Source organism: uncultured Nostoc sp., from assembly GCF_964245445.1.
In the GTDB taxonomy this organism is placed as follows: domain Bacteria; phylum Cyanobacteriota; class Cyanobacteriia; order Cyanobacteriales; family Nostocaceae; genus Nostoc.
This window is the reverse complement of the sequence record NZ_CAXTNE010000056.1, coordinates 1-12,986: the sequence shown is the minus strand read 5'-3', so window position 1 is coordinate 12,986 and position 12,986 is coordinate 1. Positions and strand designations below refer to the sequence as shown.

Annotated in this window: 16 protein-coding genes; 8 read left to right on the top strand and 8 right to left on the bottom strand. The window is 42.0% G+C overall.

Annotated features, from left to right (window positions below; translation table 11 throughout):
* Position 1: 1 nt before the first annotated feature.
* The 4 genes from ACFE90_RS12450 (at position 2) to ureC (ending at position 3,389) form a co-directional block, all read left to right on the top strand.
* On the top strand, positions 2-838 hold the full coding sequence (locus tag ACFE90_RS12450; RefSeq protein ID WP_375500886.1) for an urease accessory protein UreD: 837 nt from the start codon (positions 2-4) through the stop codon (positions 836-838).
* 143 nt (positions 839-981) lie between these two features.
* Entirely contained in the window at positions 982-1,284 is a 303-nt protein-coding gene (ureA, locus tag ACFE90_RS12445; protein ID WP_322696594.1) for an urease subunit gamma, read from the top strand.
* A 21-nt stretch (positions 1,285-1,305) separates the two neighbouring features.
* A complete protein-coding gene (locus tag ACFE90_RS12440; RefSeq protein WP_375500884.1) occupies positions 1,306-1,611 on the top strand; it encodes an urease subunit beta in 306 nt (101 codons plus the stop codon).
* A 62-nt stretch (positions 1,612-1,673) separates the two neighbouring features.
* Entirely contained in the window at positions 1,674-3,389 is a 1,716-nt protein-coding gene (gene ureC, locus ACFE90_RS12435; protein WP_375500882.1) for an urease subunit alpha, read from the top strand.
* Position 3,390: 1 nt separating this feature from the next.
* Here the strand turns inward: ureC and ACFE90_RS12430 are convergent, their stop codons facing one another.
* From ACFE90_RS12430 to ACFE90_RS12420, 3 genes are all read right to left on the bottom strand, one after another.
* On the bottom strand, positions 3,391-3,555 hold the full coding sequence (locus ACFE90_RS12430) for a hypothetical protein (protein ID WP_375500880.1): 165 nt from the start codon (positions 3,553-3,555) through the stop codon (positions 3,391-3,393).
* Between the two features lie 186 nt (positions 3,556-3,741).
* Complete coding sequence (locus ACFE90_RS12425; protein ID WP_375500878.1) at positions 3,742-4,182, bottom strand: hypothetical protein; 441 nt, start codon at positions 4,180-4,182, stop codon at positions 3,742-3,744.
* A gap of 8 nt (positions 4,183-4,190) precedes the next feature.
* Positions 4,191-4,454, bottom strand: a complete 264-nt coding sequence (locus tag ACFE90_RS12420; protein WP_375500876.1) for a hypothetical protein — start codon at positions 4,452-4,454, stop codon at positions 4,191-4,193.
* 173 nt (positions 4,455-4,627) lie between these two features.
* Here ACFE90_RS12420 and ACFE90_RS12415 point away from each other — a divergent pair, with 173 nt between their 5' ends.
* Complete coding sequence (locus ACFE90_RS12415) at positions 4,628-4,858, top strand: hypothetical protein (RefSeq protein WP_375500874.1); 231 nt, start codon at positions 4,628-4,630, stop codon at positions 4,856-4,858.
* A gap of 128 nt (positions 4,859-4,986) precedes the next feature.
* Here the strand turns inward: ACFE90_RS12415 and ACFE90_RS12410 are convergent, their stop codons facing one another.
* A complete protein-coding gene (locus ACFE90_RS12410; RefSeq protein WP_375500872.1) occupies positions 4,987-5,121 on the bottom strand; it encodes a hypothetical protein in 135 nt (44 codons plus the stop codon).
* A 120-nt stretch (positions 5,122-5,241) separates the two neighbouring features.
* Between ACFE90_RS12410 and ACFE90_RS12405 the strand changes: the two genes are divergently transcribed.
* Both ACFE90_RS12405 and ACFE90_RS12400 read left to right on the top strand, forming a co-directional pair.
* Positions 5,242-6,387 carry a response regulator gene (locus tag ACFE90_RS12405; RefSeq protein ID WP_375500870.1) on the top strand — a complete coding sequence of 382 codons (1,146 nt, stop codon included), beginning with the start codon at positions 5,242-5,244 and terminating at the stop codon, positions 6,385-6,387.
* A gap of 196 nt (positions 6,388-6,583) precedes the next feature.
* A complete protein-coding gene (locus tag ACFE90_RS12400) occupies positions 6,584-7,966 on the top strand; it encodes an aldehyde dehydrogenase (protein ID WP_375500868.1) in 1,383 nt (460 codons plus the stop codon).
* Between the two features lie 100 nt (positions 7,967-8,066).
* On the opposite strand, the gene ACFE90_RS12395 is transcribed toward ACFE90_RS12400, so the two are convergent.
* The 3 genes from ACFE90_RS12395 to ACFE90_RS12385 all read right to left on the bottom strand — a co-directional run bounded on the left by ACFE90_RS12395 (position 8,067) and on the right by ACFE90_RS12385 (position 9,823).
* Positions 8,067-8,672, bottom strand: a complete 606-nt coding sequence (locus tag ACFE90_RS12395; protein ID WP_375500866.1) for a sulfite oxidase-like oxidoreductase — start codon at positions 8,670-8,672, stop codon at positions 8,067-8,069.
* Positions 8,673-9,068: 396 nt separating this feature from the next.
* Positions 9,069-9,242 (bottom strand): 50S ribosomal protein L32, encoded by a 174-nt coding sequence (gene rpmF / locus ACFE90_RS12390; protein WP_094328804.1) that lies wholly within the window; start codon positions 9,240-9,242, stop codon positions 9,069-9,071.
* A 113-nt stretch (positions 9,243-9,355) separates the two neighbouring features.
* Positions 9,356-9,823 carry a hypothetical protein gene (locus ACFE90_RS12385; RefSeq protein ID WP_375500864.1) on the bottom strand — a complete coding sequence of 156 codons (468 nt, stop codon included), beginning with the start codon at positions 9,821-9,823 and terminating at the stop codon, positions 9,356-9,358.
* 200 nt (positions 9,824-10,023) lie between these two features.
* On the opposite strand from ACFE90_RS12385, the gene ACFE90_RS12380 reads away from it, so the two are divergent.
* Positions 10,024-11,904 carry a caspase domain-containing protein gene (locus ACFE90_RS12380; RefSeq protein ID WP_375500862.1) on the top strand — a complete coding sequence of 627 codons (1,881 nt, stop codon included), beginning with the start codon at positions 10,024-10,026 and terminating at the stop codon, positions 11,902-11,904.
* 89 nt (positions 11,905-11,993) lie between these two features.
* Here ACFE90_RS12380 and ACFE90_RS12375 read toward each other — a convergent pair whose 3' ends face one another.
* Complete coding sequence (locus ACFE90_RS12375) at positions 11,994-12,371, bottom strand: Mo-dependent nitrogenase C-terminal domain-containing protein (protein WP_375500860.1); 378 nt, start codon at positions 12,369-12,371, stop codon at positions 11,994-11,996.
* Positions 12,372-12,986: the final 615 nt, after the last annotated feature.

Genomic DNA, 12,986 nt, shown 5'->3' with positions numbered 1-12,986 from the left:
AATGACATGCAATCCGCAAATAGCAGAAGGTTGGCATGGCAAACTTAATTTAGTCTATGCTGATCGCCAGGATAAAACCCAATTAATTTACAATCACCAACAAGCGCCTCTGAAGGTACAACGTCCATTTTATCCAGAAGGGGAAATTTGTCATAGCGTAATTTTACACACAGCCGGGGGAATGGTGGGAGGCGATCGCTTATCCTCTAACATCCACCTCCAACCCCAAGCCCAAGCCTTAATCACTACAGCTGCTGCAAGCAAGATATATCGTAGTAATGGCTTACAAGCTAGACAAACCATCCAAATACAAGTTGACGCTGGTGCTTGTTTGGAATGGTTACCGCAAGAGACAATTTTATTTAACGACGCGATTTATCGGCAAGATTTACGGGTAGAATTAGCAACCGGGGGCAGTTGGTTAGGCTGGGAAATTACCCGATTTGGTCGCAGTGCTAGAGGAGAAAAATTCTTGCAAGGGGAATGGCGATCGCACACGGAAATTTGGCAACAAGATGTTCCGTTGTGGATTGATCGGCAATGGTTACGGGGTAGCGAAGAAACTTTTCACAGTCCCCACGGCTTGGCTGGAAAACCAATAGTAGGTAGTCTAGTTTGGGTTGGTAGTGCAGTTTCAGCAGAAATTGTTGAAAAAACGCGAAATTTATGGGATGGAGAAGGAGAAGCGGGTGTTAGCCGGTTACAACATGGATTGTTGTGTCGATATCGTGGTGCTTCTACATCTGAAGTGAGAAACTGGTTTATTGATGTTTGGCAGTTGCTGCGAGTTTCTTTTTTGAATCGTGGTAATTGTATACCAAGAGTGTGGCAGGTTTGAACGTAGACGCGTAGCGGTGAGGGGGTCGCAGTCTTGGCGGTTCCCGTCGATTGCGAACCCCCGAACCCGTTGGCGCAGCCTCTCGTAGAGAAGGGCTTGCCGGAGGCTACCGCAGAGGCGTAAAGAACACAGAGGAGATAAGAATGCAACTTACGCCGCAGGAAAAAGATAAGCTATTAATTTTTACTGCTGCTTTATTAGCAGAAAGACGGAAAGGAAGAGGTTTAAAACTGAATTATCCTGAAGCAGTTGCTTATATTTCTGCTGCCATTTTAGAAGGTGCAAGGGATGGGCAAACTGTAGCTGAATTGATGAGTTATGGTACAACTCTCTTAACGCGAGATGATGTGATGGAAGGGATACCAGAAATGGTGCATGACGTGCAGGTAGAAGCTACTTTTCCTGATGGGACGAAGTTAGTGACAGTACATAATCCAATTCGTTAATTTTTTAGTTTTTAATTTATTATGATTCCTGGAGAAATTATTACACCAGAAGGTGAAATTGAACTAAATTTTGGTCGTCCAACTATAAAATTGCTAGTGTCAAATACAGGCGATCGCCCCATACAAGTTGGTTCTCACTTTCACTTTTATGAAGTTAACACTGCTTTAAATTTTGACAAAGAACAAACGCGAGGAATGCGCCTGGATATCCCAGCCGGAACCGCAGTCCGCTTTGAACCAGGCGACGAAAAAGAAATAACTTTAATCCCCCTGGTTGGTACTCGCCAAGTCTACGGCTTCAACGCCAAAATTAACGGAAACCTCTAAAAACCTCCGCGAACCTCTGCGCTTCCCTCCGCGTCCCTTTGCGTTAAAAAGAAGGATTTTATATGCCTTACAGAATGGATCGCCGTGCCTATGCCGAAACCTATGGCCCAACAATAGGCGATCGCATCCGACTTGCAGACACAGAATTATTTATTGAAGTTGAACAAGATTTCACCACCTACGGCGATGAAGTAAAATTTGGCGGCGGTAAAGTCATCCGCGATGGGATGGGACAATCCCCAATTTCTAACGCCGATGGTGCTGTAGATTTAGTAATTACTAATGCCTTAATTCTTGATTGGTGGGGTATTGTCAAAGCGGATATTGGCATTAAAGATGGCAAGATTTTCAAAATTGGTAAAGCCGGAAATCCTTATATTCAAGATAATGTAGATATTATTATTGGCCCTGGTACTGAAGCCTTAGCTGGTGAAGGAATGATTCTCACTGCTGGCGGTATCGATGCCCATATTCATTTTATTTGCCCCCAACAGATAGAAGTGGCGATCGCTTCTGGTATTACCACCATGATCGGCGGCGGTACTGGCCCAGCTACAGGTACAAATGCCACTACCTGCACTCCCGGCCCTTGGAATATTTACCGAATGCTACAAGCGGCTGATGCTTTTCCCGTAAACTTAGGATTTTTAGGTAAAGGTAACGCCAGTCAACCCCAAGGACTTGTAGAACAAGTAGCCGCCGGTGCAATGGGATTAAAACTCCATGAAGACTGGGGAACCACACCCGCAGCCATTGATACCTGCCTTGGTGTTGCCGATGCTTATGAGGTGCAAGTAGCGATTCATACTGATACCCTGAACGAAGCCGGATTTGTCGAAGATACGATCGCAGCTTTCAAGAATCGTGTTATCCACACCTACCACACTGAAGGCGCAGGCGGAGGACACGCACCAGATATCATCAAAGTTTGCAGCCAAGCCAACGTTCTACCATCTTCCACCAATCCCACACGTCCTTACACCCTCAACACCTTAGATGAACACCTGGATATGTTGATGGTATGCCATCACCTCGACCCAGCGATCGCCGAAGATGTCGCTTTTGCCGAGTCTCGCATCCGCCGGGAAACCATTGCTGCGGAAGACATTTTGCACGACTTAGGCGCATTTAGCATGATTTCTTCCGATTCCCAGGCAATGGGAAGAGTAGGCGAAGTGATAATTCGCACTTGGCAGACATCTCACAAAATGAAGATACAACGGGGAATTCTTAACCCGCAAGGAACACAGCAAAGAGCAGACAACTTTAGAGCAAAAAGGTATGTTGCTAAGTATACGATTAATCCGGCGATCGCTCACGGAATTGCTGAATATGTGGGTTCAGTGGAAGAGGGAAAATTAGCAGATTTATGTTTGTGGCGTCCTGCATTTTTTGGCGTGAAACCAGAGATAGTGATTAAAGGCGGAATGATTGCATGGTCGCAAATGGGTGAGGCTAACGCCAGTATTCCCACACCGCAACCAGTGTATATGCGACCGATGTTTGGTAGTTTTGCAGGGGCGCGTCATGCCACATCATTAACTTTTGTTTCCCAAGCAGCTTTAGAGAAAGAAATTCCTAGCCAGCTAGGTTTACAAAAGGCAGCAGTTGCAGTTTCTGGGACACGCCAATTGAGTAAGCAGGATATGAAGCTGAATGATGCACTACCCCACATTGAAGTTGATCCAGAAACCTATGAAGTAAGGGCAGATGGTGAGTTGCTAATTTGTGAACCTGCGACAGTTTTACCAATGGCACAGAGGTACTTTTTGTTCTAAATTAATACTTAGTCAGTGCAAATTGTGTAATGTGAGCGATCACTATTCCTTCCACAGCAGAATTCCAGCAAGTTTTGGATAACCTCACGTCCGGGAAATAAGCGTAGGCATAGAGCGGCTCATTGCCAGATATCGCTCTTAAAGATGAGAGTAAAGTTGCCCTCATCGATTTTCTGTCTTGGAGTTCCGATCAAATAGTTAAATGTTGCATCTTTTTAATTTTTAATTACCTTATAAGTAAGCACGATAAATTCGATATATGTTTAGTTTTGTAAAAACGGTGAAATAAGATATTTGTAGGGTATGTTCTAATTTTATATTTAGTTACGTATTTGTAAATTTTCCCGCCCACTTACTTAGATAAAAGCAAAGTATCCTCAATTTCCTGCCTGACTTCGCGGCTTATATAACAATCACTATTCAGGCAATTTACCAGTAATACATTGGCATCATAATACTGCTCTAAAACTTTTTTTTGTGAGTCGTTGAATTGCCAATGTTTTCCAATATTACGATACTTAATCATCATAATTCTTAGTTGCTCATGCCAAGCCCGCTCATGCGTTTGGTAAGACTGCTCTGACTGATGATGTTTATCATTTGTATGTCTTTGCTCCCTAAGCTGTTCTAATAGATTTCTGAATTCCAAATTATGCGTTAGTTCAAAAGTAATAGATAAGTCGTCGAAATCATAATCACATAGTGTTACAGCTAGGTCAAGATCAATAGCCAGATTATGCTCAAGACCGAGCCTGAAATCATTTGCTATATGACTATCAAGGACTGTATCCATGCTTCGCCCTAAATCCAAATTTGAGACAATATTATGGGTTGGAGATATTCCCGAAAGCGGGTTTCTTTCACAGGCCCACTGCCATTGATACAGAATTTCTTGTAAAGCCCCGTTAGACAACTACTGAGATTGCTATCAGAGATGTTCAGCACTTGTGTGACTTGAACTCGACTCTTGCCATTACCAAAGATTTCTAGAAAGACTACTCTTTCTTGGTTTGACAATTCGCTGTATTGCTCTAGTTGTGTTAGGAAGTCTCTTGGTAACGACATATACCTAATGTGAAATCGCCTTAAAGTTCAGTCTAGCTTGCGTTTCCAGAGATTGGCGGCTAGTAAAGATATGTCAAGACAAGTCAATCTAAGTCACTACAAGTCAAATAAATAACCACAAAAGAAAATTGCGACATTGAACTCAGTCAAGCAACTGAGGCGATCGCAACGCAATGCTAGAAACACTAATCCCCCTAGTTATCAACAAGTCTATTGAAGTCATCCTAAAGCTACTACTGGAAAAAATCTGGGCATGGCTGTTGACGGATAAAAGCTTCCAACGCTTTAACCATTTTCTGAAAATGCAGATTTTTGTACTCTATCTGGATTGGATTTTGCTCAATACATCTCTAAAATCTCTGCCGGAGCTAGCAAAAAAGAACAATTCAGACACAAGTGGCTAGTTGTGAAGCAGGCAACGGTTTCCTCTATGCTCTAATTTTGAAAACAAATTGTGCAGAATGCTGAACACGGCCTGTCCTAAATACGGGAAAGTTCGCTCTACCATAAGAAGTATGTTGTCCTAAGTAACTCAGAAGGCACTCTTGACTCTTGGGCGATCGTCTACGCAATTATATCTCCAGTTACCTACGAAAACCGATACATCAAAGGCTACATAAGTCATTCCACCATCTGCTGTATCCAAAGCTAAAATTTTACCAGCCATAATTTAATAGTAAAAAATACTTCTTAGGTAGGGAGGCTTACTAAAAAACTTGGCAGACAAATTGTTACAAATACAGCTAGTCTTACAAAAATTTACTTTTACCCCATACCTTGCATCTATATGACTTCACAATCTTCTCGCTCTGACAAAATTCTGGTTGTTGATGACTCTCCTGATAATGTGTTTTTAATCAAAACTATTTTGGAGGAAGAAGGTTATACGATTAACACCGCAGAAAATGGGATTTCGGCCTTGGCAGAATTAAAAGCTTCTCCTTGTGACTTGGTTCTGCTGGATCTGATGATGCCAGATATGGATGGGTACGAAGTCACCAAGCACATTCGCGGAGATATGAAATTGCCACAATATATCCCCATACTACTGATCACTGCCCACGATGCGCCCAACGTCGCCCACGGATTAGACTTAGGTGCTGATGATTTTATCCGCAAACCTGTAACAGTAGATGAATTGCTGGCACGAGTGCGATCGCTCCTGCGCTTGAAGCATAGTATGGATGAACGTGATGAAATCGCCCGCCAGCGAGAAGATTTTGTCTCCCGCCTCACCCACGATTTACGAACTCCCTTGGTAGCCGCCGATCGCATGTTAATGCTATTTCAACAAGGTGCATTGGGAACATTATCACCGCAAATGCAGGAAGTAATCGCCATCATGGCGCGTAGCAATGTAAACCTGCTTTCTATGGTGAATACCTTATTAGAAGTTTATCGCTTTGAAGCAGGTCGCAAAAGTTTGGCGTTTCAACCAGTTAATCTGGGCCAATTACTAGAGGAGGTGACTGGAGAATTAGCACCTCTAGCTCAAGACAAAACACTGTCTCTAAATTTAGACTTTACTGAGGAATCAAGCACAAAAAAAGTTATGGGCGATCGCTTAGAATTGCATCGTCTATTCACCAATCTTATAGGGAATGCGATCAAATTTACCGACTCTGGGTCTGTTACTATTCGTTTAACTTCTCAACGCCAGTTTGATAAAAATAGTCAATCTCAGTTCTCAGTAAAATCTAATTCCGTTGAATATATTAGTATTGAGATAGCGGATACCGGTTCAGGTATTCGTGCTGAAGAACAAGCCACCATATTTGAACGATTTCGTCAAGGTAGCCACAAGAGTTCTGGTAGTGGCTTAGGACTCTACCTTGCTCGACTAATTGTCGAGGCACATCAAGGCATTATTTTGCTAAATTCTGAGTTGGGCAAAGGGAGTGTATTTATTGTCCTTCTACCCACTAAAAAATGAGAAAATTAGCAATTATAAATTAGGAGCTATCGAATTTTTTACCATGATAATTCCTAATTTATAACTTCGTTACTCTTTACCAAAATGTTAAATAAATGTTTTAGCTATAAATTCAAATATTAAAAATTACCGAATTAAATATACTGACATAGCAACGCTAACATTAAATAAATAGTTGTTTTTAGGGGATAATACAATGAGTACCACTGAATTATCTAATATTAGCAATATTATCCAGAATCAACGTGAGTTTTTTAATAGTGGCAAAACTAAAGATGTCACTTTTCGCATTGAGCAGCTTAAAAATCTCAAACAAGCAATTATTGAGCATAAACAGTCAATAGTCGAGGCATTACAAGCAGATTTACATAAACCAGAAGTGGAGACTTACCTTACAGAAATCGGCGTCATCAAAGAAATAGATTATGCCATAAAACACCTCAAAAACTGGACTAAGCCCAAAAAAGCACCCGTTTCTTTTGATTTTTTTTCCTACTCGGCGAGAATTTATCCAGAACCGTTAGGGGTTGTCTTAGTTATTGGCCCTTGGAATTATCCATTTCAGTTAATTATCTCACCGTTATTAGGTGCGATCGCAGCCGGGAATTGTACAATTATCAAACCTTCAGAAATTGCTTCTCATACGTCTGATGTCATTGCTAAGATTATTGCTAAACATTTTGACCCTGCTTATATTGCAGTAGTTGAAGGAGGCGTGGAAGCAAGTCAAAAACTATTGGCAAAAAAGTTTGACCATATCTTTTTTACTGGTGGCACAGCCGTCGGCAAAATCGTTATGGTAGCAGCAGCAAAATATCTCACACCAGTTACTTTAGAATTGGGTGGTAAAAGTCCTTGTATTATAGATAGTGACATTAATCTTGAACATACTGTCAGACGAATTACTTGGGGTAAATTTATTAATGCTGGACAAACTTGTATCGCCCCTGACTATCTTTTAGTTAATAAAACAATCAAAAAAGATTTAATAGACGGACTGGAAAAGTGCGTAAAAGAATTTTATGGCGATAATCCAGCAAACAGTCCTGATTATGCCAGGATTATCAGTCAAAAACACTTTGATAGATTGGTTAACTTTCTCAAAGATGGTGAAGTTATCATCGGTGGAGAAACTCAACCTTCAGAGTGTTATATCGCCCCCACAGTAGTTGATAATGTCTCCTTAGAAGATTCTGTAATGCAGGAAGAAATTTTTGGCCCGATTCTACCCATTATTGAATATACTGACATTGCAGAAGCGATCGCTTTGATTAACTCTAGACCCAAACCCTTGGCGTTATACTTATTTTCTCAAAATAAAAATCTACAAAATCAAGTTTTGCAGGAAACTTCATCAGGTGGAGTTTGTATCAACGATACGATGATGCAGTTTGGTGCCTCTTCTTTACCATTTGGTGGGGTGGGAGATAGCGGGATTGGCAACTATCACGGCAAAGCTAGTTTTGACACCTTTTCCCATAACAAAAGTGTATTGCAAAACTCTTTCTGGCTCGATTTAAAATGGCGATACGCTCCATATCAGGGCAAATTGCCTCTAATCAAGAAACTTCTGGGTTAAAAGTAAAAGTTAGAAGTTATGAATTATGAATTTTTAACTCCTAACTCCTAACTCCTGTACAGACGCGATTAATCGCGTCTCTACTCCTAACTCTTAATTATTAAAACCCAAAAGCGTTGCTGTAACGCTCCTCAGCCCAAGGTTCACCACGGCGATGGTAGCCATTACGCTCCCAAAAACCAAGTTCTTCAGCAGCTAAAAACTCCAAACCATTAATCCACTTAGCACTTTTCCAAGCGTACAGATGGGGAACAACTAGCCGCATCGGGCCACCGTGTTCAGATGGAAGGTCTTCACCAAAGACTTTAAAAGCAAAGAAGTTTTCTTCGCGCATAAAATCTTCTATAGAAATATTGGTAGTGTAGCCGCCATAGCAATGTTCCATAATATGGGCTACTTTGGGGTCTAGTTCAATTAGACCCATGAAATCTGTTACTTTAATGCCAGTCCATTTGACATCGAGTTTAGACCAGCGCGTTACACAGTGGAAGTCTGCTGTGAATTCGTGTTGAGGTAGCGCCATAAAGTCTGACCAACTAAAGGTAGCAGGTTTTGCCAAACCCCAAACTCGAAATTCCCATTCCTCAATGGTGACTTGGGGAGTTGCACCGTAAGTTAATACGGGGAAACCTTTAGCTAAGTGTTGACCAGGAGGGACGCGTTCGCCCTCTTCCTTCCCTGGTTTCTGAAAAAATTTTCCTAGCATAATTTAGAGAAAAATAAGTTTTCTCAAGATGTGTACAAGCTTTTTTGCTGAGTTGCCAACAGCACCAGATGTTTTACCAAAAGAGAATTCAGAAGTCAGGAGCCAGAATTCAGTTAGGTATTTTGATAGCGCAGCGTCTCAAAGAGAGCGTCAAGATTGCTGACCGCAGGCGGAGCGTCTCCGGCTTTGCTCCTGAATTCTAACTTCTGAATTCTGAATTTTGAATTCTTTTTCAATCTTTATATGATTACTTGATCATTACTCATGAATGATCGGTAATGGGTAATGGATATTCCCAATTACTCACTACCAATTTTTTCGATCTAATGAGCTTGTGAGTTTCAGTCGGGTTTAAACTCTCGTCTGAAAATGTCTTTCATTTTGAATTTTGAATTGTTAAGATTCTTCTTCCTCTTCTTCAGCAGCTGGATATACAAATGTAGAACGTCCAGTCAAAATTGATTTGCCCAGAGACAGGGCTTTCTGAGCTTCGACGACGGCTTTATGCCTCCAGGTAGCTCGACGTTTATCTCGTTTTGATTTTGAAGTTTTCTTCTTAGGAACAGCCATGTCAGCAGATATCGCGATTCTTGACAACCTTACTATTCTAGGCCATCCACTGACGCGAAGGACAACAGTAAAGGCAATTAATGAATTGCCCCTACTGAAAATTAGGGTTGCGGCTATTTTTTGGGTAAGTTCTGGCTATTTTCCAAGAAAAGTAGCGATCGCGCAGTTTTGAAGTAAGTTGCCCAATTTTGAGCATCGGGACGCGATCGCCATTGGGGACGGCTGACATCTAATGCCAGAACTGGTGCGATCGATCCATTATTTTGTACGGACACAATAATTGAAACATCTGTCACCAAGATATCTTGGTCGAAACTCCGTTGAGCAGATGCTCTAGCGGCTGCTTCCGCCCTTCTGAGAACGGTTTCATAGTTTTCATCTGGCAGGCGGTCAATAGCTAGATCAACTCTAGCGGTGTAAGCTCGCACAAACCGAGGTGCGATCGCTTCCATCAAAAACCACGCAGGAACAGTAGATATAAGCAAAACTACTAAAGGAATTATCCGGATTCTTCTGGCAATTTGGCTAATAACTGAAAAGGGAGTGATCGATGATGGTAGGTGAGCAGAAATTTTGCTCATAACCTTCTATCTCCTTAGTAATGATCTTTTATTGAAATTAGGTAAAAGGTATTTTCCGCTCCGTCTACGTAATAAAAATTACATTTTAACTTAAGATTCGATCAGAATCACCTAGACTATAAAACATAGGTTAGCTTTGTTTTTTGGGCAAAGCCAACCGCAATTTTAAGACCAGCAAACAATAACTGACAAATAGCGGGATGGCAAATTACTGGGCGATCGCGATTGGCATCAATCAATATCAGTTATTTCAACCTTTAAGTTGTGCCCAAGCAGATGCTGAGGCACTAGAGAATTTTTTGGTGACGGAGGCAGGTTTTCTCCCAAAACACTGTCTGCTAATGACGGATACCTCGCCGCCGATTGGGGATAGATCAACTTATCCGACTAAAGAGAATATTTTGCTGCTGCTTGAAGATTTGGCAGCGACAAGTTGGCAACCAGAAGATTATCTGTGGTTATTTTTTAGCGGTTATGGGGTCAACTACAAGGGCAAAGATTACTTAATGCCAGCAGAGGGCAACCCCGATCTCGTGCAAGAGACTGGCATAGAATTGCGATCGCTAATGCAAAGTCTGCAACTTGCTGAACTAAATGTATTGTTATTACTCGATATCAACCGCGCGTTTGGCACTCAAGCGGATGCTCCCGTTGGTGAAGAAACAATAGAATTAGCCCAAGAACTACAACTTGCGACCATTCTTTCTTGTCAACCAGAGCAATTTTCCCATGAAAGTAGCGAATTAGGTCACGGATTCTTTACAGCAGTCTTGTTAGAAGCTTTGCGTTCTGGTAATGGCAGCAACTTAGCAGATTTAGAAAGCTACCTAAGCCTGATCATGCCAAAAATATGTCACCACCACTGGCGTCCTGTCCAAAACCCTGCCACTATTATCCCATCAAGGCAGCAGGTAATCTTGCCAAAATTGGCAATGGAAAGCGACTTGCAATCAGAACCGATGATTTATCCCGAAGAATCCTTTGCTGTTGCCCTTGCAGCTCCTCCCCTCGACGATTACCCTAAAACTTCAGCAGAGCGGGGCAGATGGGGAGAAGCTACTGTGAACTCCTCCCAACAGGTGAAGGCTCCCAAGGTGGAAAAATCTAAAGGTCAACAAGTCCAAGAGTCAGCTACTGGCTTAGTTTCCCAGCCAATGGCGGAAACTTCTTTAGGAGTGAATCCAAAGGGAAGATTTATCCCCAATTCCTCTAAAGGTTACGTTTCTCGATTGCCATCGAATCAGCCAAGTATCCCTTTTTGGAAACAGTTTATTTTATGGGGCGGAGGCAGCCTGCTAGTAGCAGGTTTAATCGCCGTAGTTTTTCTCCGTAATCAAGAAACTTTTAAAATTAAGCAAATATCAAGCACATCACCCAGTGCTACTGCGAGCGATCGCCAGGTTATCCAGAATTTACCAAGCGATCGCACTCCACCAGTTAGACTTAAAAATCAATCTAGCGCCCAAATAGCTACTAGTTCCGAGCCAGAAAAGCAAAATCAAGCAGTATTAGACTTGGCGAAGATGTCGCTCAGACAAACTCAGGCTAGTGATTTGAGCATGGCGATCGCAACAGCCCGGAAAATTCGACCTGGTGAACCACTATACGATCAAGCTCAGGAAAATATTAAGATTTGGAGCCAGATGATTTTAGATTTAGCAGAAGGTCGTGCTAAACAAAGACAGTATGCTAGCGCTATTGCTGCTGCTCGATTAATCACCAAAGATGAAGCCCCCTATGCCAAAGCACAAGCAGCAATTAACCTGTGGCGGTTAGAGGGCAAGCAGTATGTAAGTAATAAAACTCTTTTAGATGCAGCTAATGCCTTAATAAAGTCTGGACAGGCATCTACCTACAATCGTGCGATCGAAGTTGCGAAAAAAGTACCACCGGGTCAACCTGGCTTCGATACTGCCCAAAAATCGATCAATAAATGGAGTGAGAAAATTTTAGACCTGGCCAAGCTTCGCGCCACCGAAGGAGAACTTAATGCCGCAATTGCGACTGCCGCTTTAGTACCAGAAGAGACAGGCGCTTACGAAGATGCTCAGGATGCCATCCAAAAATGGCAAAAAAAATAGCCAATAATATAGTTAGAAGTTAGAAGTTAGAAGTTAGAAATTTTAATTCCTCACTTATCACTCCTCACTCCTTACTTTTCCCTTAGCACTCAGCAGTACTGCGATACGTCTTCGCCACATTCGTCGGCTAGATAGCACATCGCTCGGAAACGTAAACCAACCACTTCTTCATATAAGGGGTTGAGCTTGCACATGGGCGGAATGTGAAACAAGGTTTTCCCAAATAATTTAACATCTCGCTCAAAGGGACACTGAGATGGAATCAGCTTGCACAAGCGGTGAGCTAGTTGGCGATCGCGGACTTGAATGTTTTCTACCCTTTGCCGTAGGGGTTGGAGAATATTCCAGTAAGATTTGGAAACAGAAGAGTTTAGCTGGGTTAATTTATGGTCACTAGTTTCTGCTTGATTGATTGATACCCAGCTTGCCAGAAAAATCTTTTTAGTGGTATTGTCGAATACCTTCATGGTTAATCCTCTGTATTATTGAGGCTATTCATCTTTTTGATGAATATATACAACGTGGCAACGAACTTTCCCGGAAAAATCGCGTTCTGACTGCGATATAATGTAATACCTAATTAGCCACTTAAGTCAGAACCTAATTTATTACTACGTCAAGTTAATCGCAATTTTCTGGGGATCGCTAGTGTAATATTACGATCTTGTTCATAACTTGATATAGTTTAGATTTTAATAAAGACATCCGTCATTGGATAGGTTTTAGTCTAACATTTACAGAACTTAATATGAGATATTCTTGAGAGCATTTTTGCTAAGTATAAATATCGGTAATACCCTAGCAAGCATCTTTCCTCCCCGTATTCCCACTTCCCCAGGTAAGAGCATTCTTTTTATTGGTGGCTGAATGGCGTAGAAGCAGAGAGAAGTCTGTAGAAAAAGAGGCAGGGGAGCAGGGAGCAGGGAGCAAGGGCGATAGAACGAAAGGGGATTCAAGATTTTGGCAGAGCTACGTGATCACCCCACCTGAATGAGAGCCACTGGTGGATAAGTGGGGGACTCAGACCCATGTTGCCACCTTGATTCCACGGCAGAAAAATGGGTCATTTCCCCCTGCTCCCT

What these genes read in the sequence shown, in the direction of transcription:
- ACFE90_RS12375 (WP_375500860.1), bottom strand. Translation starts at nt 12,371, where the DNA reads ATGAAGGTATTCGACAATACCACTAAAAAGATTTTTCTGGCAAGCTGG.
- ACFE90_RS12400 (WP_375500868.1), top strand. Translation starts at nt 6,584, where the DNA reads ATGAGTACCACTGAATTATCTAATATTAGCAATATTATCCAGAATCAA.
- ACFE90_RS12415 (WP_375500874.1), top strand. Translation starts at nt 4,628, where the DNA reads ATGCTAGAAACACTAATCCCCCTAGTTATCAACAAGTCTATTGAAGTC.
- ACFE90_RS12385 (WP_375500864.1), bottom strand. Translation starts at nt 9,823, where the DNA reads ATGAGCAAAATTTCTGCTCACCTACCATCATCGATCACTCCCTTTTCA.
- ureA (WP_322696594.1), top strand. Translation starts at nt 982, where the DNA reads ATGCAACTTACGCCGCAGGAAAAAGATAAGCTATTAATTTTTACTGCT.
- ACFE90_RS12410 (WP_375500872.1), bottom strand. Translation starts at nt 5,121, where the DNA reads ATGGCTGGTAAAATTTTAGCTTTGGATACAGCAGATGGTGGAATGACT.
- ACFE90_RS12425 (WP_375500878.1), bottom strand. Translation starts at nt 4,182, where the DNA reads ATGGATACAGTCCTTGATAGTCATATAGCAAATGATTTCAGGCTCGGT.
- rpmF (WP_094328804.1), bottom strand. Translation starts at nt 9,242, where the DNA reads ATGGCTGTTCCTAAGAAGAAAACTTCAAAATCAAAACGAGATAAACGT.
- ACFE90_RS12420 (WP_375500876.1), bottom strand. Translation starts at nt 4,454, where the DNA reads ATGTCGTTACCAAGAGACTTCCTAACACAACTAGAGCAATACAGCGAA.
- ACFE90_RS12440 (WP_375500884.1), top strand. Translation starts at nt 1,306, where the DNA reads ATGATTCCTGGAGAAATTATTACACCAGAAGGTGAAATTGAACTAAAT.
- ACFE90_RS12450 (WP_375500886.1), top strand. Translation starts at nt 2, where the DNA reads ATGACATGCAATCCGCAAATAGCAGAAGGTTGGCATGGCAAACTTAAT.
- ureC (WP_375500882.1), top strand. Translation starts at nt 1,674, where the DNA reads ATGCCTTACAGAATGGATCGCCGTGCCTATGCCGAAACCTATGGCCCA.
- ACFE90_RS12380 (WP_375500862.1), top strand. Translation starts at nt 10,024, where the DNA reads ATGGCAAATTACTGGGCGATCGCGATTGGCATCAATCAATATCAGTTA.
- ACFE90_RS12395 (WP_375500866.1), bottom strand. Translation starts at nt 8,672, where the DNA reads ATGCTAGGAAAATTTTTTCAGAAACCAGGGAAGGAAGAGGGCGAACGC.
- ACFE90_RS12430 (WP_375500880.1), bottom strand. Translation starts at nt 3,555, where the DNA reads ATGAGGGCAACTTTACTCTCATCTTTAAGAGCGATATCTGGCAATGAG.
- ACFE90_RS12405 (WP_375500870.1), top strand. Translation starts at nt 5,242, where the DNA reads ATGACTTCACAATCTTCTCGCTCTGACAAAATTCTGGTTGTTGATGAC.